This window comes from Nocardioides sp. PD653-B2, from assembly GCF_002117935.1.
Lineage (GTDB): Bacteria > Actinomycetota > Actinomycetes > Propionibacteriales > Nocardioidaceae > Nocardioides.
Genome location: NZ_BDJE01000025.1, coordinates 1 through 23,886 on the forward strand (window position 1 = coordinate 1; position 23,886 = coordinate 23,886).

Consider the following 23,886-nt stretch of genomic DNA (forward strand, 5'->3'; position numbering starts at 1 on the left):
CAAAAATCAGACGCACACCGTGATTGAACCGATTTCTCGGCCGCTCTGCGGCGACTTGGTAAAACTTAGCGGGTTGAATTCCCCGGCGCAAATCCGGGCTAATTCTTCCCTCACCTCGCGCACGCCACAAAGCCTCTGGATTTCGGAGGCCGCTGATGCGCGCACTCGTCGATCTAGAAGTCGTGATGATGGAGGTGGTCTGCCCGGGGCCGGTGGCCCGACCTCGCGGTCTTGCCTCCCGCCGCTCCCTGGCGACTCGGAGAACATTAGGGGACACGGCCGTGGAGTTCAAATCGGCTCCACGTGAGCCGAGCCACAAACGCGTTTGCGCAGGTCAGAGGCGGTTCGGCCGCTCCGGCGCGAGGAGACCGCACGTGTCGCGGACGGTGCGGGCTCCGGCCAGGCGGAGGGTCTCGACCGTCTGGAGGAGCAGCTCGCGGTGCAACGCGGCGACACCGTCACTCCCCTGCACGAGGGCGTACAGCGGGAGCCGACCCAGGAAGGCGGCGTCCGCGCCGAGCGCCAGCGCGCCGACCACGTCGAGACCGGTGCGGATCCCGCCGTCGACGTAGACCTCGGCGCGCTCCCCCACGGCGTCCACCACGGCAGGCAGGCAGACGGCCGTCGGCGCGGCCCGGTCGAGCTGGCGGCCCCCGTGGTTGGAGACCCACACCGCACTGGCTCCGGCCTGGACGCACCGCAGCGCGTCCTCGGGCCGCAGCACCCCCTTGACCACGATCGGCAGGCCGGTGCGGTCGGCCAGCCACCCGATGTCGTGCGGGCCGAGGTCGAGCGCCTTCTCGGCGCCGGGCAGGTCGTCGTACCCGGGATCGGAGTTCACCCGCAGCAGTGCCGGGTCCACCGTGTCCCAGACGACCGGTGTGCCCGAGGTGGCGTACTTCGTCGCGACGACCGGGGTGTCGACTGTCAGGACGACCGCCGCGGCACCCGCGGCGACCGCGCGGTCGAGCATCGGTTCGGCGAGGGTGCGGTCGGCCGGCAGGTAGGCCTGGAGCCACCAGTGCACGCCCGTGGCCCCGATGTCCGCGAACGTCGATCCCGCGTTGCTCGACACGACCATCATCGACCCGGCCTCGGCCGTCGCCCGAGCCATCGCCACCTCGCCCTCGGGGTGGACGGCGCGCTGCAGGGTCGTCGGAGCGACGCCCCACGGGACCGCGCACTCGTGACCGAGCAGGCGCACCGAGGTCTGGACGTGGGTCACGTCGTGCAGCACCCGCGGGAGGAACCGCAGCGCACGCCAGGCGGCCGCGGCCTCGCCGGCCGACACCGATTCGCGAGCACCCTGGAGCACGTACTCCAGCAGCTCCGGCGCGAGGGACGCGCGGGCGCGCTCTTCCCACGACGCGAGCCGCCGCGCTGGGTCGCTCATCGGCCCGTCACCGTCAGCGGACCTCGACGCCTGCGAAGTTCTTCTTGCCGCGGCGCAGCACCAGCCAGCTGCCGCCGATCAGGTCGTCGGGGCCGGGGACCTGGTCGGGGTCCTCGACGCGGGCGTTGTTGAGGTACGCCCCACCCTCTGACACGGTGCGCCGCGCGTCGCCCTTGCTCTTCGCGAGCCCGGAGAGCACGAGCAGGTCGACGACGCTCGGCAGCGGCTCGTCACCGTCGACGGTGGCCGACCCGGCCTCCCGCAGGGCCGCAGCCAGCGTCGCCGCGCTCAGGCCGGTGAGATCACCGCCACCGAACAGGGCCTCCGCGGCCGCGATGGCCTGCGCGGTCTCCTCGGCGCCGTGCACGAGCGTCGTCACCTGCTCGGCCAGGGCGCGCTGTCCGACTCGCAGGTAGGGCTTGTCGGCGTGCTGGGCCTCGATCGCCTCGATCTCGGCGCGGCTCTGGAAGCTGAAGATGCGGAGCAGCTCGCCGACCTTCTCGTCCTCGACGTTGAGCCAGAACTGGTAGAAGGCGTACGGCGACATCATCTCCGGGTCGAGCCAGAGGGCGCCGCCCTCGGTCTTGCCGTACTTCGTGCCGTCGCTCTTGGTCACGAGCGGCGTCGCGAAGGCATGGGCCTTGCCGCCGTCGGCACGCCGGATCAGCTCGACGCCGCCGGTGAGGTTGCCCCACTGGTCGGAGCCGCCGAACTGCAGCGTGACTCCGTGGTCGCGGTAGAGGTTGAGGAAGTCCATCGACTGGAGCAGCACGTAGCTGAACTCCGTGTAGCTGATCCCGGCCTCCAGGCGGCTCTTCACGACGTCGCGCGCGAGCATCCGGTTGACCGGGAAGTGCTTGCCGATGTCGCGTAGGAAGTCGATCGTCGACAGGCTCGCGGTCCAGTCGTAGTTGTTGACCATCGTCGCGGCGTTGTCGCCCTCGAAGGACAGGAACGGCTCGATCTGCCGGCGGACCCGCTCGACCCAGTCCTTGACGGTGTCGAGGGTGTTGAGGGTGCGCTCCCCGGAGTCTCGGGGGTCGCCGATCATGCCGGTCGCGCCGCCGACCAGGGCGTACGGCGTGTGCCCGGCGTCCTGGAGCCGCCGGGCGGTGACGATCTGCACCAGGTTGCCCATGTGCAGGCTCGGCGCGGTCGGGTCGAACCCGACGTAGAAGCGCACGCTCCCCTGGGTCAGCGCCTCACGCAGCGCGTCGAGATCCGTCGAGTGGGCGATGAGTCCTCGCCACTCGAGGTCGTCGAGGAGAGTGGGGTCGATGGACACGGTGGGCCTTCCGAGCGGTGTGCGGTCGATTCGCGGTGGGTAATGCGGGGTCAAGCCTGCCGTATCCGTGGTCCCGACGCCCACTCGGTTGTCCTGGGCCCGTCGCTAGGCTGGCCAGGATCTGGAGAGGGACGAGTCAATTGATCGCAGGCAGGTACACGCTCGGCCGGGAGATCGGTCGCGGCGGCATGGGTGCCGTCTGGCTCGGCCTCGACGAGGTGCTCGGACGCCAGGTCGCGCTGAAGCGGGTGGGAATGTTCCCCGGCGGGAGCAGTCCCGACCTCGAGCGCGCGGAACGCGAGGCCCGGCTGGCGGCTCGGCTCAACCACCCCCACGTGGTCGCGGTCTACGACCTGGTCGAGGACGGCGACGTCCAGTGGCTGGTGATGGAGTACGTCGAGGGCGTGACGCTCGCGGAGCTCGTCCGGCGCGACGGCGCGCTCCTTCCGGACCAGGCGGCAGCCGTCATCGGCCAGGCAGCCGATGCCCTCGCCGCGGCGCACACGGCCGGGATCGTCCACCGCGACGTGAAGCCCTCGAACATCCTGGTGTCTCCCCACGGACAGGTGAAGCTCTCCGACTTCGGCATCGCCCGCGCCGAGGCGGACGCCTCGCTCACCCAGACCGGACTCGTCACGGGGTCCCCCGCCTACCTGGCCCCCGAGGTCGCCTCGGGCCAGCAGGCCACGGACGCGAGCGACGTCTGGTCGCTGGGCGCCACGCTCTTCCACGCGCTCGCCGGCCACCCGCCCTACGAGGTCGGCGACAACGTGCTCGGCGCGCTCTACCGGATCGTCCACGAGGACCCGCCGCGGCTGCCGAACGCCGGCTGGCTCGACCAGCTCCTGCTCGCGACCATGACCCGCGAACCGGCGGAGCGCTGGTCGATGGCGCAGGTGCGCGACTTCCTGGCCGCCGGCCCGTCGGCGTCCCTCCCGGCACCCACCCCCTCACCGACGCTGGTCGCTCCCGAGGAGCCGGCGGTGACCCAGGTCATGACCCACGGCGTACCTCCGGTGCCTCCGGTGGCACCCCCGCCGACCCCGCCCGCGCGTGGCCCCCGCCGGCGGTCCGGGCTGGCCCCGGCCCTCGCGGCGCTGGCGGTCGTCGTCGCGATCGGCCTGATCCTCTGGGTCGCCCTCACCGGTGACGGCCCCGACGACCGCACCGCCGCGAAGCCGGACGGCTCGGACAGGACGAGCGCGTCCTCCGCGACGAAGCCCTCCGCAGAGGTGACCGCCGACGGCATGGAGAACTTCGTCGAGGACTACCTCGCCACCGTGACGACCGACCCGGCGGCGGCGTGGGAGCGGCTCACGCCGAACTTCCAGGCGCAGAGCGGGAGCTTCGGGCAGTACAAGCAGTTCTGGAGCGGCTTCCAGACTGCCGACATCGTGTCGTCGGAGGCCGACCCCGAAAGCCGCCAGATCAGCTACACGGTCGAGTACCTCCACCAGGACGGCCGGAAGACGAGGGACGACGTCACGCTCCAGCTCGAGGGCACCGACGGTGACTACCTGATCTCGGGCGAGAGCTGATGCCGGGCCCTATCGTGGGGCCGGGAGGTGCGATGGAACTGTCGCCGCTGTATCGGGACATCGTCGAGAAGTCTCCGGACGGCATCTGGGTGTTCGACCTGGAGGGTCGGACGCTGTACGCGAACCCTGCGCTCCGCCAGCTCTTCGGGGTCGATGAGGAGCAGGTCGCGCGGCTCACGGTCTTCGACTCGCTCGACGACCACGGCAGGACGCAGTTCGCGGCTCACCTCGAGGACGTGCGCGCCGGGCGGATCAACGAGCACGACGTCGAGTCGATGTTCGTGCGCCAGGACGGGTCGTCGCTGTGGGTGACGGTCAGCGAGAGCGAGCTGCGCGGCCCCGACGGTTCCGTCACGGGCATCCTGCACCGGCTCAGTGACTACAACGACCGACGGCTGATCCTCGACGAGCTGACGACCAGCCGGCGCCGGCTCGCGGAAGCCCAGCGGATCGCGCGGATCGGCAGCTGGGAGTGGGACGTCGAGCGCGACGAGATCTGGGGCTCCGACGGGCTGTCCGCCCTCTACGGGCTCGACCCGGACTCGTTCCCCGCGCCGTACGCGTCGTTCCTCGACATCGTGCACGAGGAGGACCGCAGTGCCGTCGACGCCGAGGTCCGCCAGGCGTTGGAGGACGGCGGCGAGTTCGTGTTCGTGGCGCGGGTGCAGTCCAGCGACGACCAGTGGGTGTGGACGCGAGGCCGCGGGGTGGCTCACACCGACGAGACCGGCCGGGTCGTCTCCATGTCGGGCACCCACCAGGACATCACCGAGGCCAAGCTGGCCGAGGTCGCCCTCGAGGACCAGGTCCGGCAGAACGCCCTCATGCAGGCCGTGGCCTCGGCGGCCAACGAGGCACAGACCCTCGCCGACGTCCTGGGCCAGGCCCAGCACCTCGTGCTCCTGCACGACGACTGGGAGCGCGGCCGGGCATTCCTGCCCGATCCGGACGGACCCGGGGTCGTCCCCCTGCACCTGACCGAGGAGGATGCCGCCGCGGACCTCGCCACCCCGGCCGAATCCGCGCTGGAGCTGGCCCTGGCGAACCGCGCGTTCGCCGCGCGCGCGTCCGTGTGGGACGACGCGATGCTGACGATCGGCTTCCCGGTGTCGTACGCCGACGAGGTCGTGGCGGTCGTGACGATCACGTCGGCTCCCCCGCTCTACCGCTACGACATGATCCAGTCGATGGTCGAGCAGGTCGCGGTCCAGCTCGGCCGGGTGGCGGAGCGCGAGCGCGCGCAGCGCGAGCTCGCCGACGCCCGGGACGGTGCGATGGAGGCGTCGCGCCAGAAGTCCGAGTTCCTGGCGACGATGAGCCATGAGATCCGGACGCCGCTCAACGGGGTCATCGGTCTCAACGACCTGCTCCTCCGCACCGGGCTGGACGCCGACCAGCTCCGGCTCGCCTCGGGTGTCCAGGTCGCCAGCCGGGCCCTGCTGAGCGTCATCAACGACATCCTCGACTTCTCCAAGATCGAGGCCGGCAAGCTGGAGCTGGAGCGGCTCGACTTCGAGGTCCGACCGGTCTTCGACCAGGTCGCGAGCCTGCTCGCCGAGACGGCACGGGCCAAGGGCCTCGAGCTGATGGTGTCGTGCCATCCCGACGTGCCCGAGGTCCTCGCCGGCGACCCGACGCGGCTCGCGCAGGTGCTCACCAACCTCGGGTCGAATGCGGTGAAGTTCACCGACGGGGGCGAGGTCTACGTCCGGGCGACGGCCGAGCCCCTGCCCGAGGGGCGGGTCCGGCTGCGCGTGACGGTCGCCGACACCGGGATCGGCGTGCCCGAGGGCGACGTGGAGACGCTCTTCGAGGCGTTCACCCAGGCCGACGCCTCGACCACCCGGCGGTACGGCGGCACCGGCCTCGGCCTGGCGATCTCCCGCGAGATCGTCGACGCCCTCGGCGGCGAGATCGGCCTCGAGCCGAACCCCGGCGGCGGCAGCATCTTCTGGTTCACCGCCGAGTTCGACGCCCCGAGCGGGCCGGCGGTCGACCCGGACGACGAGTACGCACGCAGCTGGCTCGCGGGCCGGCGGGTGTTGGTGGTCGACGACAACGCCCACAACCGGCTGATCCTCGAGGAGCAGCTCGCCTGGTGGCGGGTGCGCTCGGCGACCGCCGCCGGCGCCGACCAGGCGGAGGTCGCCGTGGCGGAGGCCGCCGCGACCGGCGACCCGTTCGAGGGGGTGCTGCTCGACATGTCGATGCCCGGTCGAGACGGCCTCGACCTGGCCCGCGCCTTGCGAGAGAACCCGGCGTACGGCGCACTGCCGCTGGTGATGCTGACCTCGGCCACGAACCCGGACCCTGACGAGCTCGAGGCAGCCGGGATCGTCGAGTGCCTCGTCAAGCCCGTGCTCGCCGCCGAGATGCGCAGCGCGCTGCTGCGTCACCTCGCCGGTGTCGACCCTCGGCCGACCCCGGAGCCGCGGGCCGCGGCCGCACTCGTGTCGAGCCGTCGCGTGCTCGTCGTCGAGGACAACCCCGTCAACCAGCTGGTCGCCGTCGGCCTGCTCGAGGCACTCGGCTACAGCGCGGAGACCGCCGATGACGGCATCGAGGCGCTCGAGGCCCTCCAGGAGACGGCGTACGACGCCGTCCTGATGGACGTGCAGATGCCCCGCATGGACGGCTACGCCGCGACCCGCGCCATCCGGGCCGCGGAGGACGGAGGCCGGCGGCTGCCAGTGATCGCGATGACCGCCGCCGCCGTGGAGGGCGAGCGCGAGCGCTGCATGGCCGCCGGCATGGACGACTTCCTCACCAAGCCGGTCGACCCGTCGGCCCTGGCCGCGGTCCTCGACCTCTGGATGCCCGACGGCGAGCCCGCCGCGGCACGTACTCTCTCGCTCGTGCCGACCCCGTCCTCGCCCCCGCCCGACCCGGAGCTGCTCGCCGGGCTGGCTCGCGACCGCCTCGACGAGCTGCGCGATCTCGACCCCGGGAACACGACCTACCTCGACCGGGCGATCGGCAACTTCATCGCGAACACGCCCGGCACCCTCGAGACCATCCGCGCGGCTGCCGACGCAGGCGACGTCGCCGGCCTCAAGCAGGTCTCCCACAAGCTCGCCGGCGGTGCCCTCAACCTCGGCGTGACGGCCGCCGGCCGCACCGCCCAGGAGATCGAGCTGCTCGCCGACACCGGCACCACCGAGGGCGCCGCCCCGCTGGTGGACCGGCTCGAGGCCGACCTGGCCCGCGGCCGGGCGGCCCTGCGGGCCTACCAGGCGACGTACTCCGGCTGAAGGGTTCGAGTCCGAGCCGACGGGGTACGACTCCGGCGCGGGGAAGCCAACGATCAGGAGTCAGCATGAAGAGCATCATCGGGATCATCGTCGTCGTGTGGCTGGTGATCGGCGTGCTCGCCGCCTGGCAGCGCGGCTACTTCGGCGACGACCAGGACGTGAGCTGTAAGTCGGCGGGTGACACGTCGCTCACGATCCTCGCCGGACCGCTCAACTACTTCGGCGTGAACCCGAAGGTCGACTGCAAGAACGTCGACGTCCCCCAGCCCTCGAACTGAGTCAGCGGTCCTCGTCCGGCGTCTGCGGCGCCGCCTCGTCGAGCGCTCCCTGGTTGCCGACGAAGGCCGCGACCGGCGGGATGAGCGCGGCTACCACGCTCATCACGACGGCGGCCGTCGTGGACCACAGGCGCACGACGTTCCAGGCGAGCAGGATGAGGACCAGGCAGGTGCCCATCAGCGCGAAGTACGTGCGGTGCCGCCGGGTGCGCTCCATCGTCCGAACCTATGCCGGCGGGGGTTGATCGTGGTGTCAGGCTCAGTCCATGCGCTACGAGAAGCTCGGCAACACCGGACTCGACGTGTCCGTGGTGACCCTCGGCTGCATGAGCTGGGGTGACTCGAGCCGGGGCGGCCACCCGTGGGTGCTCGACGAGGCGGCCGCGCGCGGCGTCATCCGCGACGCACTGGAGGCGGGCATCACGGTCTTCGACACCGCCAACGTCTACGCGGCGGGCAGCAGCGAGGAGATCACCGGTCGGGCGCTGCGCGACCTGACCCGCCGCGAGGACGTCGTGATCGCGACCAAGGTGCACGGCCGGATGCGGCCCGGGCCGTACGGCGCGGGCCTGTCCCGCAAGGCGATCCTGCACGAGATCGACGAGTCTCTGCGCCGGCTCGGCACCGACTACGTCGACCTCTACCAGATCCACCGGTGGGACCCGGAGGTCCCGATCGAGGAGACCATGGAGGCGCTGCACGACGTCGTCCAGGCCGGCAAGGCGCGCTACCTGGGCGCGTCCTCGATGTACGCGTGGCAGTTCGCCAAGGCGCAGCACGTCGCCGCGATGAGCGGCTGGACGCCGTTCGTCTCGATGCAGAACCACTACAACCTGATCTACCGCGAGGAGGAGCGCGAGATGCTCCCTCTCTGCGAGGACCTCGGGGTCGGCGTCATCCCGTGGAGCCCGCTGGCTCGCGGTCGGCTGACCCGTGACTGGGACGCCGAGACGGCGCGGGCCGAGACCGACGAGTTCGGCGCCTCCCTCTATCGCGACGAGGACCGGGCGGTCGTCGAGAAGGTGGCCACCGTCGCCGCCCGGCTCGGCGTGCCGCGGGCGCAGGTAGCCCTGGCGTGGCTGCTGCACCAGCCGGCCGTGACCTCACCGATCGTGGGCGTCACGAAACCGGGGCACCTCGCCGACGCCGTCGCGGCCGCGGACCTGTCGCTGTCCGACAGCGACCTCGAGGAGCTGGGCGCGGGCTACGTGCCGCACGCGATCTCGGGGCACCGCTAGCCGAGCGGGTCGGTGTGGTGGCCGACCATCACCCAGCGGTCACCCTCGCGCCGGTACATGCTCGTGGCCCTCGGAGCATCACAGCCGCAGCGGGACGTCGCAAGGCCTCCCGGCAGGGTTGACACCGCCTTACCGTTAGTCTCTACTTACGGTTAGCCATGACGAACGCACAGGCAATGCTGACCGCCCTCGGGGACCCCACCCGCCAGGCGATCCTCGACCGGCTCTCCGACGGCCCTCGCGCCGTCGGACAGCTCGCCGCCGACCTGCCGGTGAGCCGCCCGGCCGTGTCCCAGCACCTGAAGGTGCTCAAGGACGCCGGCCTGGTGCTCGACGAGCAGATCGGCACCCGGCGGCTCTACCGCGTCGACCCGGCCGGCCTCGAGGAGCTGCGCCGGCACCTCGACGCCTTCTGGCAGCGATCGCTCGCGGCGTTCGAACAACGAACCCGAGAAGAGGAATCCGATGACTGAGACCTTCGAACCGGTCCGACGGGGCGTCACCGTCGGCGTCGACCAGCAGCGCGCCTTCGACATCTTCACCGCCGACATGACCTCGTGGTGGCCGGCCGAGCACCACATCGGCTCCGCGCCCATCGAGGAGATCGTCATCGAGCCGCACGCCGGCGGCCGGTGGTTCACCCGCCACCAGGACGGCACCCAGACCTCGACCGGGTACGTCGTCGTGCACGACCGCCCGCACCGCCTGGTCGTCACCTGGCAGATCGGCAGCGACTGGACCTACCACGAGGACCTGGTCACCACGGTCGAGGTGACGTTCGAGGCCGAGGGCCCCGAGCGCACCCGGGTCTCGATCGAGCACCGCGACTTCGCGGCGTACGGCGACGACGCCGAGACCATGCGGAAGACGTTCGACGCGCCGGACGCCTGGGCGAGCACCCTCGCGCACTACGCCGAGGTCGCCGACGCCCAGCCCTAGCCGTCGTCAGCGGGTGCTCCGGACCACCGGCCTCGTCCGTCGCTGACCACCGTCAGCCACGGCACCGCGTGGGGCGACTGGGACTTGAACCCAGGCATGGGCGATTATGAGTCGCCTGCTCTGACCAGCTGAGCTACCGCCCCTCGAGCGCTGGACGGGTCCAGGCCTCGGGTCGGCAGCCTAGTGGGTGACGGTCGCCCGGAGTCACCCAGCCGGAGCGGTCTCCCGTCGTGACCAAGGTCCCGGCACGGTGCAACGTCCGGCCCTGCCCCGCGCCGCGGCCGGTGACGAGGATGGTGCCCAGAGCCCGGGTCGGCGCCCGCTCGGACGAGCCGGCGCCACCGCGCCACGTCCCGAAGGCAGGTGTTCCGTGTTCGACACCATCAACGGCATTCCGCTCCACCCGCTCGTGGTCCACGGCGTGGTGGTGCTGCTCCCGCTCGCGATCCTCGGCACGATCCTGATCGCCGTCCGGCCCCGGTGGCGCACCCGCTACGGCCCGCTCGTCGTTGGCTCCGCACTGCTTGCCACCGTGCTCTGCCCGATCGCCACCTCGAGCGGCGAGTCACTGGAGGAGCGCGTCGGCGACGTCGGCGACCACGCCGAGCTCGGCGACCAGCTCGTCTGGTTCGCGCTGCTGCTGGTGATCACCTCGGCGGCCCTGGTGTACCTCGAGTGGCGGTCCGAGCGATCGGTCCTCACCGACGGGGGCGGGCGTCCGACGGCGCTGCAGCTCAGGATCGTCGCGGGGGTCGCCGTCGTCGCCGCGCTCGCCTGCGGTGTCCAGGTCTACCGCGTCGGTGACTCCGGGGCACGGGAGGCGTGGGGTGACGCCTCGAGCCAGATCGTCATCCCAGCCGGTCGATGAGGCGGAGCGCGTCGTACGGCGCGAAGCCCTTGGCGTCGTTGTCGAAGTAGACGACCACGTCGCCGTCCCGGGACCAGCGGCGGCACCGGTCGGCCCACGCGTCGAGCGCTGCGTCGCCGTAGCCGCTGGCGTAGAGCTCCTGGTCACCGTGCAGGCGGACGTAGACCAGGTCGCTGGTGACCTGGTCGGCCATCGGCCACCTCCCGGCCGTGTCAGCGACGACGCAGGCGACGTCGTGCTCCCGGAGCAGCGCGTAGGCGTCGTCGACGCAGAACGAGGCGTGCCGGAACTCCAGCGCGTGCCGCAGCGGCCGGTCGGCCTGCCCGCGAGGGGCCCGGGTCAGCGCCCGGTCCTCGGCGACCTTGTCGTCGTGGCGCCGGGCCAGCGCGGCCGCCTCCCCCACGGTGCGCGGCAGCTGCGCGAAGAATCCGGCCAGCAGGTCGGCGTCGAACGCCAGCCGCTCCGGCAGCTGCCACAGCACCGGCCCGAGCTTCGGGCCCAGGGCGAGCACCCCGGAGGCGAAGAAGTTCGCCAGCGGGGCCTCGACGTCGCGCAGCCGCTTCATGTGCGTGATGTAGCGCCCGCCCTTCACCGCGAAGACGAAGTCGTCCGGCGTCTGGTCGCGCCAGGCCTCGTAGGACGACGGCCGCTGCAGCGAGTAGAACGACCCGTTGATCTCGATCGAGCCCAGCCGCTCGGCGGCGTACGCCAGCTCCTGCTTCTGTGGCAGGCCCCGCGGGTAGAAGTCGCCGCGCCAGCCGGCATAGGTCCAGCCGGAGATGCCGACGCGGATCTCGCCCACGGGTCAGCCGCCGGCGCGTTTCGAGTCGACGGCGAGGGCGAGGGCGTTGAGCCCCGCCCAGCCGAGGGTGACCGCGAGGACCTTCCTGCGGACGTCCTCGTCGTCGGTCTGCGTCGAGAGCAGGACCGCGTCCCCGAGGTCCATCGCGATCCGCAGCAGCATCGCCGCGCGGACGGTCCGCTCGGAGCGGCCGAAGACCCCGAGGCTGCTGATCGCCAGGTCGCGCACGCCGTACGTGCGGGCGAGCAGCTCGAGTCCCTCCCGGTTCCTGCGGTCGGCCCCGAGCGCCTGCCAGAGGTGGGCGGGCCGGGCGAGCGCGTAGCCGCCGTACGCGGCGGTGGCGGTGGAGAGGAGTCGGCTCAGTCGGTAGGTCATGTCCCCTCGTACCCGACCGGCGGTGGTTGAACCAGTGAAGCCAGCCAGTACGCCGCCGCCGACCCCCACTCGGCCAGCTCGGCGTCGTTCATCGGCGCGGTGCACCGGATCCACGACTCGACCCGCGCCAACCGCCCGAGCTGCAGGGCGGCCGGCAGGGCGGCCCGCAGCTCGGCGATCGGTGCGTGCTCGCTCCACACCTCCAGCGCCGCGTCGGCGACCCGGCGCAGCCGCGGGTCGTCGGACGGTGCCCGCAGCCGGGTCGCGAGCGCGTTGAGGGGGATCAGCAGCGCGGCGAGCGGCTCGGTGACCAGGGCGTCCGCGAAGTCGAAGAACCGCAGCTCGCCGCCGGCGTCGAAGACGTTGTGGCCGTGCAGGTCGTTGTGGGACAGGGTGAGTGGCAGGCCGACCACGCCCACCTGCTCGGCCCAGTCGGCCACGATCGGCAGGTGGCCGAGGACCGCGGCCCGGTCCTCGGCGGGCATCGCGCGCGGGTCGTCGGTGGGCAGCCCGGCAAAGGCGTCGAGCTGCTCCTCGACGTACGCCACGGAGTCGCTCGGCGCCAGCACCGTCAGCCCGACCTCGACGAGCCGCTCGACGTAGCGCGCCACCTCGAGCTGGAGCTGGGCGCCCGCCGCCGCGACCCGGCACCACGCGTCGATGTCGTCGCCCGCGGTCTCGCCGAGGGGCACGCCCTGGTCGGGGGTGAGGAGCAGCCCGAGGCCCGGCTCCACCGCCGTGAGCGGGACGACGTGGCGCGCGGCGAGGTCGTTGAGGGCCACCAGCAGGGCGCCCTCGTAGGACTGCGTCGAGCAGTTCTGCTTGGCGAAGAAGACGCCGTGGTCGGTCTCGACGCGCCAGACCGTCGCCCAGGGCCGGATCTTCACCGGCTCCAGCGAGGTCGGCTCCCCCACCGCTCGCGTGACCCAGGACCGCAGCTCGGACCTGAACACCGCGCCCGACCACCGGTCGCTCGTCGAGGGCAGCCGCAGCGCGATGTCGGCGTACCGCTTCACGCTCCCGCTCATCGAGCCAGCCTGCCACGCTCCGAGCGGGAAAGCGGATCCGGACATCGAACGACGGGCAGCGAGAGGGCTGGAGAAATGCGAAAGGCCCGCCTCGCAATGAGACGGGCCCTTCGGTGCTGGCTCCCCCGGTTGGACTCGAACCAACAACCCTCCGATTAACAGTCGAATGCTCTGCCAGTTGAGCTACAGGGGATCGGTGCAGCCCGCACAGATTAGCAACCACGTCCGGCAGTGAAAAATCGAGGCGGTAGTTCGGACCGAGCCGGCGAGGGACGAGCGTCAACCGCCTCGGTTGAGGAGCCTCGGCTGGGGCCCGCCCGCCAGCGCGGGACGCAGCGAGTCGTCTCGAAACCAGGGCGGTAGTTCGGACCGAGCCGGCGAGGGACGAGCGTCAACCGCCTCGGTTGAGGAGCCTCGGCTGGGGCCCGCGCGCCAGCGCTGGACGCAGCGAGTCGTCTCGAAACCAGGGCGATAGCTCGGACCTCAGAGCAGGCCGACCTCGGCCTGGGCGGCCTCGAGCGCCTCGGTGGCGGCCGCCTGGACGACCGGGTCGGCCGGGTCGACGCCGTCGTCGTACTCGTAGAGCCAGACCACCGGCCGGTCGCCGCGCGGAGCCCGGCGGGCGATCACGCGGACACCGCGACGGCCCGCGATCGCGACGTGCCGCTGGAGGACGATGCTCGCGGTGACCCGTTCGCGCACCAGCTCGAGCAGCCGGCCGGGCTCCTCGATGACGAACGTGTGCTCCGGGCGGGTCTCGCCCCAGGTGCCGACCTCGGTGACCCGCAGCGTGGAGGTCTCGAGGTCCCAGTCGGCGGCCTCGACCTCCTCCCACGGGATCCGGGTGGTGTCGGCCAGCTCGAACGCGCCGCCGCCGATCGGCCGCACGACGTACAGCGCGTCGCGGGTGCCGCCGAGGTGGACGCCGTCGGCCTCGGCGGTCGCGAGCAGCCGCTCCCCGCGCTCCGTGCGGATCGGCGAGCGATCCCTCTTGAAGATCGTCACTCGGCCGGCCCCGCCAACCGGTCGCGCAGGTTGCGACGGTGTGCCTCGAGGGCGGCCAGCTCGCCGAACATCTTGTTGAACTCCTCGACGTGCTCGACCGGGTTGGTCCGTTGCAGCCTGGACTTGAGGGCGTCGATGCGACGACCGGTCGTGCGTTCCAGCAGCCGCAGCACGTGCTGCGCGACGTACGCGGCGTCGGGCTCCTTCTTCAACGGCTCGACCGCGAGCTCGCTGACTGCCGCCGAGACCGCGGGCTCGGTCGCCGCGTCACGCAGGCGGGTCACCCACCCCGGGTCACCGGCGCCGGCGCCCGGCCCCCCGGCGGCGGCGACCAGCTCCCAGACCCCGCGGTAGGTCGGGTGGGTGAAGTCGTTGGGACCGATCTCCGAGGTGGAGCGACCGATCGTCATCGGGTGCTGGACGACCAGCTTGAGCGTCTCGCGCTCGAGGGAGAAGCGCGGGTCGCGCAGGTCGGGTACGGCGGACCGCGGCGGCGGTGTCACGTCGGGGGCCGGAGCGCGGCTGTCCTGGGCCGGGCGGCGGTGGGCGGCCCGCCGGACCTCGGCGCGCGCCTCGTCGACGTCGACGCCGATCATCCCGGCGATCTCGCGGGCGAACGCGTCGACCTTCGACTTGTCCCGGATGCTCGAGACCAGTCGGGCGCTCTCGCGCACGGCGTCGACCCGCCCGTCGGCCCGGTCGAGGTCGTACTTGCCGACCACGTTGGTCAGCACGAAGCGGTAGAGCGGCACCCGGCGGGCGACCAGCTCGCGCACGGCCGCGTCGCCCTTCTTGATCCGCACGTCGCACGGGTCGAGGCCGTCGGGCTCGACCGCGACGTAGGTCTGGGACACGAAGTTCTGGTCGCCACCGAACGCACGCAGCGCGGCCTTCTGTCCGGCCGAGTCGCCGTCGAAGGTGAAGATCACCTCGCCGCGGAACTCCTCGTGGTCGTTGAGGAAGCGGCGCAGCACCTTGGAGTGCTCGTCACCGAACGCGGTGCCGCAGGTCGCGACCGCGGTGCCGACGCCGGCCAGGTGGCAGGCCATCACGTCGGTGTAGCCCTCGACGATGACCGCCTGCGACGACTTCGCGATGTCGCGGCGGGCCAGGTCGAGGCCGTAGAGCACCTGGCTCTTCTTGTAGATCCGGGTCTCGGGGGTGTTGAGGTACTTCGCTTCGATCTTGTCGTCCTCGAAGATCCGGCGCGCGCCGAAGCCGATCGTGTCACCGGGGGCGTCGCGGATCGGCCAGAGCAGCCGGCCGCGGAAGCGGTCGTACGCCGAGCGCCCGATCGCCACGAGGCCCGCCTCGACGGTCTCCTCCTGGGTGAAGCCGCGGCCGCGCAGGTGCTTGAACAGCGCCTCTCCCTCGCGCGGGGCGAAGCCGATGCCGAACGTCTCGGCGGCTGCCTGGTCGAACCCGCGTTCCACCAGGAACTGGCGGGCGACCAGGGCGTCCGGAGTGGCGAGCTGCTCGGCGTAGAACTGCTGGGCGACCTTGTTGGCGTCGATCAGTCGCTGGCGGGGCGGGCCCTTCGGGCGCTCGTCCTGGACGCCGCCCTCCTCGCGCCGCAGCTGCACGCCGTACTTGTCGGCGAGGCGCTCGACGGTCTCGCCGAAGGTGAGGCCGTCGATCTTCATCAGGAACGAGATGACGTCGCCGCTCTCGTTGCACCCGAAGCAGTGGAAGAACCCGCGGGTGGGGTTCACGTTGAAGGACGGCGACTTCTCGTCGTGGAACGGGCAGAGGCCCTTCTGGGAGCCGCCCCCGGCGTTCTTCAGCGTGACGTACTGCGAGACGACCTCGTCGATGCGCGCCTTCTCGCGCACCTCGGCGATGTCTTCCTCGCGAATCCGGCCTGCCACGGGGCGAGTCTACGGTCGACCTAGTACGCGCCGGACATGACGTTCACCAGCTGCTCACCGGCCGCGTAGCGGTGCAGCTGGTCGCGCACGAGCCGGTGCGCACGGGGCCACATCGCGCTGCTGGCGCCGCCCACGTGCGGCGAGATCAGCAGGTTCGGCGCGTCCCAGAGCGGGTGGTCCTCCGGCAGCGGCTCGACGTCCGCGACGTCGACGGCGGCGCGGACCTTCTCGCGGTCCAGGGCGTCGACCAGGGCGGGGGTGTCGACCACGCCCCCGCGGGCGACGTTGACGAGGAGCGCGCCGTCCTTCATCGCCTCGAGGAAGCCGGCGTCGACCAGCCCCCGGGTCTCGTCGGTCAGCGGCACGATCAGCACGACGACGTCCGCCTCGGGCAGCAGCTCGGGCAGCTCGTCGATGCCGTGCACGCCGTCGCGCTTGGTGCGCGCGACCCGGACGACCTCGGTCTCGAACGGCAGCAGCCGCGCCTCGATGGCCTCGCCGATCGCGCCGTACCCGACCAGCAGCACCCGCTTGTCCGCGAGCGCCGGCCGCCACCCGGTCGCCCACTCGTGCCGGTCCTGGGCGCGCACGAAGTCGGGGATCCCGCGCAGGCTCGACAGGATCAGCGTCAGCGCGAGCTCGGCGGTCGACGTGTCGTGGATGCCGCGCCCGTTGCAGAGCGTCACGCCCGCGGGGATCGCCGCGCGCACGTTGTCGACACCGGCGGTCAGCGTCTGCACGACCTCGAGGCTGGTCATCCGCGGCAGCACCTCCGCGACGCGGGTGCCCACCTGGTACGGCGGCACGTAGAACCGGACGTCCGCCACGCTGTCCGGGACGCGCTCGGTCGGGTCGACCACCTCGTAGCGCAGTCCTGCCGGCGGGTCGCCGAGCAGGTCGGGGTCGAACGGCAGCCAGACGAGTCGGTCGGTCACGGTCCAGAGCCTAGGGTCGTCCGCCTGAGACGCACCTGGGACTAGCCGAGAGGCGGACGACTGCACACAGGGTCAGCTGCGCAGCGCGGTGTGCCAGGCGAGCGCGCTGGCGTCGGTGAGCGACGCGACCTGGTCGATGACGACCCGCAACCTCGCCCGGTCGTCGGGAGCTGCAGCCCAGTCGTCGGCGAACGGGCGCTCGAGGGCGTCCGGGCCGCGGTGGGCGAGGACGGCGACCAGCTCGGCGAGCAGCTCGCGCTGGCGCACCATCGCGGCGACGCGGTCGTCGGCACGCATGACGTAGTGGGCGGCGATGCCCTTGAGGACGGCCATCTCGAGGCGGGTCTGCTCGGGGACGACGAGGTCGGCGGCGTAGCGCACGAACGGGCCGTCGCCGGCGGCGAAGGTGGCGTGCTGGACGGCGCCACAGAAGCGTCCGATCAGGTCGCTGGTGAGGTTCTTGAGGGCGGCGAGCGAGCGCCGGCTGCCGTCGTACGGCGAGGTCGGCCAGCTGCCGACGCTGCGCAGACCGGCGAGCGTCTCGTCGAGCAGGTCGTCGGTGGCGTCGGGGAGGTACCAGTCGCGGACCGTCTCCCAGACCGCGGCCTCGTCGAACTTCGCGAGCTCGACCCGCTCGGCGACGATGCCGTCCTCGATGTCGTGCACGGAGTAGGCGACGTCGTCGGCGAGGTCCATCACCTGCGCCTCGAGGCACTGGCGGGTGCCGACAGCACCGCGCCGCATCCAGTCGAAGACCGGCCGGTCGTCGTCGTAGACGCCGAACTTCAGCACGAACCGCGGCGACCCGTCGGCGTGCACACCGCGCGGCTCCTCGGCGTCGGCGAGCGGCCACGGGTACTTCGTGCAGGCGTCGAGCGTGGCCCGGGTCAGGTTGAGCCCGACCGACTCCCCCGCGGGCGAGAACGTCTTGGCCTCGAGCCGGGTGAGCAGCCGCAGCGTCTGGGCGTTGCCCTCGAAGCCGCCGCAGCCCTGACCCAGCTCGGCGAGCACGCGCTCGCCGTTGTGACCGAACGGCGGGTGGCCGAGGTCGTGCGCGAGCGCCGCGGTCTCGGCGATGTCGGGCAGGCTGCCGAGCGCGCGCGAGAGGTCGCGGGCGACCTGGGCGACCTCGAGGCTGTGGGTCAGACGGTTGCGCGTGAAGTCGTCGGACTGCGGCCCCACGACCTGCGTCTTCGCGGCCAGCCGCCGCGACGCGGCGGCGTGCACCAGCCGGGCGCGGTCGCGCTCGAACGGCGTGCGCTCCGGCGCGTCCACGCGCTTCGGCAGCTCCTCGACGAGGCGCTCGCGGGCGGTCTCGTCGTACCGGTCCTGACTGTCCATCGGGGGTGACTCTATGCCGACCCGCCGACCTGGGACCTTCGCCCCTGACCACCGGCCCTCGCCGATCGTAGGGTCGAGGCATGCCCGGGGTTTCCCACTACCGCGACGACCTGACCGGTCTCGAGCGGGCGGCGTGGCCCGCCTACCTCGACGAGCACTCCGGCCTCCCCGGTCCTCGGGGGAACATCGAGCTGGCCGTGGCCGTCGCCGACCTGGGCGACCCGGAGCTCTTCGACGAGCTGATCGCCGGGGGCGACGAGTACCGGACCTTCTGCGGTGTGGTCGGCATCGGCCCCGCCGCCGCCGACCCCCGGGTCGCCGCCCGGATGCGCGAGCTGAGCAAGGACGGCCGCTGGCGGGTGCGCGAGGCGGTAGCCATGGGCCTGCAGCGGCTCGGCGACGCCGACCTCCCGGCCCTCGAACGGATCGTGCTCACGTGGGTCGACGACCCCCATCCCCTCGTCCAGCGGGCGGCCGCGGCGGCCGTCTGCGAGCCGCGGCTGCTCCGCGCTCCCGAGGCCGCGGCGACCGCGGTCGAGGTCTGCCGGCGGGCGACGGCCGCGCTGGCGGCCCGCCCCGCCGACGAGCGCCGTGACGCGGACGTCCGGACCCTGCGCCAGGGCCTCGGCTACTGCTGGAGCGTCGCGGTCGCGGCCGACCCCGGGCCGGGCCTGGCGGCGTTCGCCGCGCTCCGGGACGAGACGGACCCGGACGTCGCGTGGATCGTGCGCGAGAACCTCCGCAAGAAGCGGCTCGCGTGCCTGCTGCCCGCGTCCTGACGGACCGAGCGTCGGCGTGCCTCGTCAGCGCTGGCGCTGCCTCAGTTCGTCGACACGTGCACGTGGTCGTAGTGGTCCGCCGTCGCAGATCCGCGCGACGGGAAGGTGCGCCACCCCTCGCTCGCGCGGACCGGGGTCCAGATCTGCTGGCGCCAGAGGATGTCGTAGAGGTTCAGCTCGGCGGCGTGCGCCTGCAGGAACGCCGCGATGGCGTTGCCGAGCGCGACGTCGCTGGTCATGATGTCCAGCGCCCTGCCCGAGGAGTGCTCGCCGTGGGCGTCCCAGCCGCCGTACGACGTGATCTGCGGGAAGGCGTGGCACACGGAGCGGTAGACGTAGACGGCGGCCGAGGTGAGACCGCTCTCGACACCGGGGTCGGGGCACGGGGCCATCGAGAGTCCGGCGGCGGCGGTCAGCGGCTTGTCCTCGGAGAGGTAGCCGGCGGTGACCCAGCGGGACTTGCCGCCGACGACGACCTCGACCCGGTCATCGGCCTTGCGGCCGGTGACGAGCACCCTCGTGGCGGCCTCCAGCTCGCCGACCTGGCTGGCGTCCTTGCCGGAGTCGGTCCAGAGGTTGAGGACGGTGGTGGTCCAGAGCTTCGTGTCCGCCGTCCGGACGGCACGGAGCGTGGCCGCGCGGTCCGCGTCGACGGCGAACGTCTTCGCCAGCTCCTGGGCGGCGACGCGGGAGTCGGAGCGAGAGACCGTGTCGCGGGACTGGACGCCGGACAGGTCGGCGGCGGTGTCCTCGGCCACGAGGTCACGGGCGGCGGGACTGCTGGCGAGAACGCCGAGGGTCACCACTGACGCCGTCGCCAGGAAGGCGACGGGACCGGCCACGAGTGCGGCACGGGGCTTGCGGCGGGCATTGGTCTCCCGCTTGTGGCGATGCTCTGCCACAGCGCTGATCCTTTGCTGTTGCTGACGGGGGTCGTGTCACCTGTGCGGACCCCCCGAAAGGTCACGAAAAGGCAACGACGGCCGAGTCAAGCACACGCCCACGCTCCTGTCCCAATCTTGCCGGGACAAATCTCGGGTGTTCCCGATCACCCGCCGCTGGTCTCGCTCGCGTCCTCCTGGACGTGGCTGCCCGTCCCGTCGGTGTCGTCGAGCCAGCCCTCGGGGAGCACGACGCGCTCACGAGGCGAGCCCTGGCGGCCGCGCGGTGTGCCGAGCTCGGCCACCGGGAACGTCTCGGCGGGGTCCAGCTCGGCGAGCAGCAGGTCGAGGTCCGCGAGCGTGTGGACCAGGCCCAGCGACCGGCGCCGGTCGCCCCCGGCGGCGAAGCCCTTGAGGTACCACGACACGTGCTTGCGGAACTCCTTGCAGCCCCGCTCCTCCCCCATGTGCTGGCACAGCAGCTCGGCGTGCCGGCGCATCATCGACGTCACCTCGCCGAGCGTCGGCAGGGTGGCGACCTGCTCGCCTGCGAAGGCGGCGGCGAGATCACGGAAGATCCAGGGGCGGCCGAGACAGCCGCGGCCGACCACGACGCCGGCGGCGCCGGTCTCCTCGACCATGCGCACCGCGTCGGCGGCCTCCCAGATGTCACCGTTGCCCAGCACGGGGATGTCGACGTGCTCGACCAGGCGCGCGATCGCGTCCCAGTCGGCGGTGCCGGAGTAGGCCTGCGCCACGGTCCGGCCGTGCAGCGCGATGGCCGCGACCCCGCTCTCCTGCGCGATCCGGCCGGCGTCCAGGTAGGTGAGGTGGTCGTCGTCGATGCCCTTGCGGGTCTTCATGGTCACCGGCACGTCGTACGGCGTGGCCGCGGCGACCGCCGCCTCGAGGATCTCGCCGAGCAGGCCGCGCTTCCACGGCAGCGCGCCGCCCCCGCCCTTGCGGGTCACCTTCGGGACCGGGCAGCCGAAGTTGAGGTCGATGTGCGCGACGCCGTACTCCGCGCACAGGATCTCGGCGGCCTTGCCGACGTAGACCGGGTCGGTGCCGTAGAGCTGGACCGAGCGCACGGTCTCGAGCTCGTCGAAGACGAGCATGTCCTTGGTGTGCTGGTCGCCCTCGACCAGGCCGCGGCTGGTGATCATCTCGCAGACGTAGAGGCCCGCGCCCTGCTCGGCGCACAGCCGGCGGTAGGCCGCGTTGGTGATGCCCGCCATCGGCGCCAGCACCACGGGGGTCTCGACCCGCACGGACCCCAGGGTCAGCGAGGTGGGCAGGGCAGGCATGGACCCATTGTCCGGCCCGACCGCGGAGCGGCCCAAATCAGCCGTTCTTCTTCGCGCCCTTGCCCTTGTCCTTCTTGCCCTTGTCCTTGTCCGGCTTCGGCGGCTCGTACTTCACGACGTCGCCGGTCCACGTGATCGGGTTGAAGGTCTCCTCGGGGCGGAAGCTCACCGCGACCAGGTCGCCGTGGTCGGGCGCGAGGTAGACGAGACACACGTCGGTCTTCGCGCCCGGGGCGAACTTCTCCGGCAACGGTGTGCTGGGGCAGGCGTCGAACGAGCTCGCGAACGGCGTCGCCTCGACCAGCACGTTCTCGTCGTTGACGATGTAGAGCGGCACCGGACGCCCGCCGAGGTCGGTGTCGCCGACGTTCTCGACGGTCGCCCGGACGAAGAAGGGGTTCGACTTCTTCTGGTCGTCGCTGAGCTGCCACGCGGAGAACTCCGCCTTGATGGTCGTCTTCTCCAGCGCGGTCACCTGGATGTCGAAGGCACCCACCAGGTCCTGGCGCGGCTGGTAGGCCACCACCGCGTGGTCGCCGACGGCGAGCTGGCTGCCGGGCTCGGTGAGGGCGACACCGTCCGGCACGGGCAGGTACGGCGACGCACCGGTCGCACCGGTCGTGCCGACCATCGGTGAGCTGGCGTCCGCGTCGGGCTCGCCCCCGCTGTCCGAGGAGCAGCCCGCCAGGAGCACGCCCGTGACGAGCAGGGCGGCCGCAGACACCCCGGAACGGTGCAGGAACGTGCGGGCCCTCGACATGGAGACAGTGTGCATGCGGGGTCGGCTCAGCAACCGACGAAACGCTCGGCGAAGTACGCCGTGATGCGATCGAGGCCCACCCGCTCCTGCGTCATGGAGTCCCGCTCGCGCACGGTGACCGCGTGGTCGTCGAGGGTCTCGAAGTCGACGGTCACGCAGTACGGCGTCCCGACCTCGTCCTGGCGCCGGTAGCGACGCCCGATCGCGCCGGAGTCGTCGAAGTCCACGTTCCAGTTGCGGCGCAGCTCGGCGGCGAGGTCCTTCGCCTTCGGCGAGAGGTCCGCGTTGCGGCTCAGCGGCAGCACGGCGACCTTGACCGGGGCCAGGCGCGGGTCGAGCCTGAGCACGACCCGCTTGTCGACGCCGCCCTTGGTGTTGGGGGCCTCGTCCTCGGTGTAGGCGTCGACCAGGAAGGTCATCAGGCTGCGCGAGAGGCCGGCAGCCGGCTCGATGACGTACGGCGTGTAGCGCTCGTTGTTGGCCTGGTCGAAGTAGGACAGGTCCTGGCCGGAGTGCTTCGCGTGGGTGGTCAGGTCGAAGTCGGTGCGGTTGGCGATGCCCTCGAGCTCGCCCCACTCGGAGCCGGCGAACTTGAAGCGGTACTCGATGTCGACGGTGCGCTTGGAGTAGTGGCTGAGCTTCTCCTGCGCGTGCTCGTAGTGGCGCAGGTTGTCGGGGTCGATCCCGAGGTCGACGTACCACTTCGTGCGCTCGTCGATCCAGTACTGGTGCCACTCCTCGTCCTCGCCCGGCTTGACGAAGAACTCCATCTCCATCTGCTCGAACTCGCGGGTGCGGAAGATGAAGTTGCCGGGCGTGATCTCGTTGCGGAAGCTCTTGCCGATCTGGGCGATGCCGAACGGCGGCTTCTGGCGGCTCGAGGTCACCACGTTGGCGAAGTTGATGAAGATGCCCTGCGCCGTCTCGGGACGCAGGTAGTGGAGGCCGGACTCGTCCTCGAGCACGCCGAGGTAGGTCTTGAGCAGGCCGGAGAACTGGCGCGGCTCGGTCCACGCGCCCCGGGTGCCGCAGTTGGGGCAGGCCAGCGTGGACATGTCGACCGTGTCGGGGTCCTCGATGCCCTTCTTCTCGGCGTACTCCTCCTGGAGGTGGTCGGCCCGGTAGCGCTTGTGGCACGACTGGCACTCGGTCAGCGGGTCCGTGAACGTGTCGACGTGCCCACTGGCCTCCCACACCTGGCGCGGCAGGATGATGCTGGAGTCGAGACCCACCATGTCGTCGCGCATCTGCACCATGGACTTCCACCACTGGCGCTTGATGTTCTCCTTGAGCTCGACACCGAGGGGGCCGTAGTCCCAGGCCGACCGGGTGCCGCCGTAGATCTCGCCGCACGGGTAGACGAAGCCCCGGCGCTTGGCGAGGGAGACGACGTGGTCGACGGTGGACGGGGGCGGCTTGGCCACGGTGGAGCTCCTGAGATCTCGACCGGCTGGCTGCCGGTCAGGCGGGTGCTGCGGAGCGATCAGCCTAACGACCTGGTCGACTCGATATTGAGGGTGGTGCCGGGACCGGCGGGCTCGTAGGCCGACGGCTCCTCGATCGCCCGGCTGAGCACCATGACCGCGCGCAGCTTCACGTCGTACGACGAGAGCGCGCGGCGGTAGCTGCCGACGTTCTCCCAGCGGGTCGTCAGCACCCAGAGGCCCGGCTCGTCGACATTGCGCCCGATCTCGCCGTCGACGTACCCGACGCAGGCGGCGAGGGCGACATGGGCGGTCTCGAGCTCGGCCCGGAAGGTCTCACCCTCCTCGAGGGGCACGCGGAACCTGTTCACGACCAGCACCTCCCCAGGGTAGTGGTGGTGTCGAGGCTCGTCGCTGGTGCTCCTCACACCTCCACCACCGAGGTCGGTGGTTGAGGTGCGAGCGAAGCGAGCCTCGAAACCACCCCCGCACAACACCCTCACTGTCGGTGGTTGAGGTGCGAGCGAAGCGAGCCTCGAAACCACCCCCGCACAACACCCCCATTGTCGGTGGTTGAGGTGCGAGCGAAGC

Annotated in this window: 23 protein-coding genes and 2 tRNA genes; 8 read left to right on the top strand and 17 right to left on the bottom strand. The window is 71.7% G+C overall.

Going from position 1 to position 23,886, the window contains the following annotated elements; genetic code table 11:
• Window positions 1-334 precede the first annotated feature (334 nt).
• Window positions 335-1,393, bottom strand: a complete 1,059-nt coding sequence (locus PD653B2_RS10720) for an alpha-hydroxy acid oxidase (RefSeq protein ID WP_085872372.1) — start codon at window positions 1,391-1,393, stop codon at window positions 335-337.
• A 13-nt stretch (window positions 1,394-1,406) separates the two neighbouring features.
• The gene (gene tyrS / locus PD653B2_RS10725; RefSeq protein ID WP_085872373.1) at window positions 1,407-2,678 is read right to left on the bottom strand and encodes a tyrosine--tRNA ligase; all 1,272 of its coding nucleotides are present in this window, start codon (window positions 2,676-2,678) and stop codon (window positions 1,407-1,409) included.
• A gap of 140 nt (window positions 2,679-2,818) precedes the next feature.
• On the opposite strand from tyrS, the gene PD653B2_RS10730 reads away from it, so the two are divergent.
• The 3 genes from PD653B2_RS10730 (at window position 2,819) to PD653B2_RS10740 (ending at window position 7,745) form a co-directional block, all read left to right on the top strand.
• Window positions 2,819-4,216 carry a serine/threonine-protein kinase gene (locus tag PD653B2_RS10730; RefSeq protein WP_085872374.1) on the top strand — a complete coding sequence of 466 codons (1,398 nt, stop codon included), beginning with the start codon at window positions 2,819-2,821 and terminating at the stop codon, window positions 4,214-4,216.
• A 32-nt stretch (window positions 4,217-4,248) separates the two neighbouring features.
• Window positions 4,249-7,467: a response regulator gene (locus tag PD653B2_RS10735; RefSeq protein ID WP_165763429.1), complete on the top strand. Its 3,219-nt coding sequence runs from the start codon at window positions 4,249-4,251 to the stop codon at window positions 7,465-7,467.
• Between the two features lie 65 nt (window positions 7,468-7,532).
• Complete coding sequence (locus PD653B2_RS10740) at window positions 7,533-7,745, top strand: hypothetical protein (protein ID WP_085872376.1); 213 nt, start codon at window positions 7,533-7,535, stop codon at window positions 7,743-7,745.
• A 1-nt stretch (window position 7,746) separates the two neighbouring features.
• Here the strand turns inward: PD653B2_RS10740 and PD653B2_RS10745 are convergent, their stop codons facing one another.
• Window positions 7,747-7,962, bottom strand: a complete 216-nt coding sequence (locus PD653B2_RS10745) for a DUF3099 domain-containing protein (RefSeq protein WP_085872377.1) — start codon at window positions 7,960-7,962, stop codon at window positions 7,747-7,749.
• A 49-nt stretch (window positions 7,963-8,011) separates the two neighbouring features.
• Between PD653B2_RS10745 and PD653B2_RS10750 the strand changes: the two genes are divergently transcribed.
• From PD653B2_RS10750 to PD653B2_RS10760, 3 genes are all read left to right on the top strand, one after another.
• Entirely contained in the window at window positions 8,012-8,983 is a 972-nt protein-coding gene (locus PD653B2_RS10750; RefSeq protein ID WP_085872378.1) for an aldo/keto reductase, read from the top strand.
• Between the two features lie 158 nt (window positions 8,984-9,141).
• Entirely contained in the window at window positions 9,142-9,456 is a 315-nt protein-coding gene (locus PD653B2_RS10755; RefSeq protein ID WP_165763430.1) for an ArsR/SmtB family transcription factor, read from the top strand.
• Window positions 9,449-9,922: an SRPBCC family protein gene (locus tag PD653B2_RS10760; RefSeq protein ID WP_085872380.1), complete on the top strand. Its 474-nt coding sequence runs from the start codon at window positions 9,449-9,451 to the stop codon at window positions 9,920-9,922. The genes PD653B2_RS10755 and PD653B2_RS10760 overlap by 8 nt, the downstream gene beginning before the upstream one ends.
• Before the next feature lie 69 nt (window positions 9,923-9,991).
• On the opposite strand, the gene PD653B2_RS10765 is transcribed toward PD653B2_RS10760, so the two are convergent.
• Window positions 9,992-10,065, bottom strand: a tRNA-Ile gene (locus PD653B2_RS10765).
• 227 nt (window positions 10,066-10,292) lie between these two features.
• Between PD653B2_RS10765 and PD653B2_RS10770 the strand changes: the two genes are divergently transcribed.
• Entirely contained in the window at window positions 10,293-10,790 is a 498-nt protein-coding gene (locus PD653B2_RS10770; protein ID WP_085872381.1) for a DUF2231 domain-containing protein, read from the top strand.
• Here PD653B2_RS10770 and PD653B2_RS10775 read toward each other — a convergent pair.
• The 8 genes from PD653B2_RS10775 to PD653B2_RS10810 all read right to left on the bottom strand — a co-directional run bounded on the left by PD653B2_RS10775 (window position 10,771) and on the right by PD653B2_RS10810 (window position 18,144).
• Window positions 10,771-11,592 (bottom strand): DUF72 domain-containing protein, encoded by an 822-nt coding sequence (locus PD653B2_RS10775; protein ID WP_085872382.1) that lies wholly within the window; start codon window positions 11,590-11,592, stop codon window positions 10,771-10,773. The genes PD653B2_RS10770 and PD653B2_RS10775 overlap by 20 nt on opposite strands.
• A gap of 3 nt (window positions 11,593-11,595) precedes the next feature.
• Window positions 11,596-11,967: a hypothetical protein gene (locus tag PD653B2_RS10780; protein ID WP_085872383.1), complete on the bottom strand. Its 372-nt coding sequence runs from the start codon at window positions 11,965-11,967 to the stop codon at window positions 11,596-11,598.
• The gene (locus PD653B2_RS10785; protein ID WP_133059032.1) at window positions 11,964-12,995 is read right to left on the bottom strand and encodes a hypothetical protein; all 1,032 of its coding nucleotides are present in this window, start codon (window positions 12,993-12,995) and stop codon (window positions 11,964-11,966) included. Before PD653B2_RS10785 ends, PD653B2_RS10780 begins: the two co-directional genes overlap by 4 nt.
• A gap of 117 nt (window positions 12,996-13,112) precedes the next feature.
• Window positions 13,113-13,188 (bottom strand) — tRNA-Asn (locus PD653B2_RS10790).
• A gap of 290 nt (window positions 13,189-13,478) precedes the next feature.
• On the bottom strand, window positions 13,479-14,000 hold the full coding sequence (locus PD653B2_RS10795; RefSeq protein ID WP_085872385.1) for a hypothetical protein: 522 nt from the start codon (window positions 13,998-14,000) through the stop codon (window positions 13,479-13,481).
• Window positions 13,997-15,868, bottom strand: a complete 1,872-nt coding sequence (gene dnaG, locus PD653B2_RS10800) for a DNA primase (protein ID WP_085872386.1) — start codon at window positions 15,866-15,868, stop codon at window positions 13,997-13,999. The genes PD653B2_RS10795 and dnaG overlap by 4 nt, the downstream gene beginning before the upstream one ends.
• 20 nt (window positions 15,869-15,888) lie before the next feature.
• A complete protein-coding gene (locus PD653B2_RS10805) occupies window positions 15,889-16,803 on the bottom strand; it encodes a 2-hydroxyacid dehydrogenase (RefSeq protein ID WP_085872387.1) in 915 nt (304 codons plus the stop codon).
• Between the two features lie 72 nt (window positions 16,804-16,875).
• Entirely contained in the window at window positions 16,876-18,144 is a 1,269-nt protein-coding gene (locus tag PD653B2_RS10810) for a deoxyguanosinetriphosphate triphosphohydrolase (protein ID WP_085872388.1), read from the bottom strand.
• 80 nt (window positions 18,145-18,224) lie between these two features.
• Here PD653B2_RS10810 and PD653B2_RS10815 point away from each other — a divergent pair, with 80 nt between their 5' ends.
• Window positions 18,225-18,923, top strand: coding sequence for a HEAT repeat domain-containing protein (locus PD653B2_RS10815; RefSeq protein WP_085872389.1), 699 nt, complete (start codon window positions 18,225-18,227; stop codon window positions 18,921-18,923).
• Between the two features lie 41 nt (window positions 18,924-18,964).
• On the opposite strand, the gene PD653B2_RS10820 is transcribed toward PD653B2_RS10815, so the two are convergent.
• The 5 genes from PD653B2_RS10820 to PD653B2_RS10840 all read right to left on the bottom strand — a co-directional run bounded on the left by PD653B2_RS10820 (window position 18,965) and on the right by PD653B2_RS10840 (window position 23,666).
• A complete protein-coding gene (locus PD653B2_RS10820) occupies window positions 18,965-19,825 on the bottom strand; it encodes a hypothetical protein (RefSeq protein WP_085872390.1) in 861 nt (286 codons plus the stop codon).
• Between the two features lie 146 nt (window positions 19,826-19,971).
• The gene (dusB, locus tag PD653B2_RS10825; RefSeq protein ID WP_085872391.1) at window positions 19,972-21,111 is read right to left on the bottom strand and encodes a tRNA dihydrouridine synthase DusB; all 1,140 of its coding nucleotides are present in this window, start codon (window positions 21,109-21,111) and stop codon (window positions 19,972-19,974) included.
• A gap of 37 nt (window positions 21,112-21,148) precedes the next feature.
• Window positions 21,149-21,871, bottom strand: a complete 723-nt coding sequence (locus PD653B2_RS10830; RefSeq protein ID WP_133059031.1) for a hypothetical protein — start codon at window positions 21,869-21,871, stop codon at window positions 21,149-21,151.
• 26 nt (window positions 21,872-21,897) lie between these two features.
• Window positions 21,898-23,295 (bottom strand): glycine--tRNA ligase, encoded by a 1,398-nt coding sequence (locus PD653B2_RS10835; protein ID WP_085872393.1) that lies wholly within the window; start codon window positions 23,293-23,295, stop codon window positions 21,898-21,900.
• Window positions 23,296-23,354: 59 nt separating this feature from the next.
• Window positions 23,355-23,666 (bottom strand): antibiotic biosynthesis monooxygenase family protein, encoded by a 312-nt coding sequence (locus tag PD653B2_RS10840; RefSeq protein WP_242665241.1) that lies wholly within the window; start codon window positions 23,664-23,666, stop codon window positions 23,355-23,357.
• Window positions 23,667-23,886 lie beyond the last annotated feature (220 nt).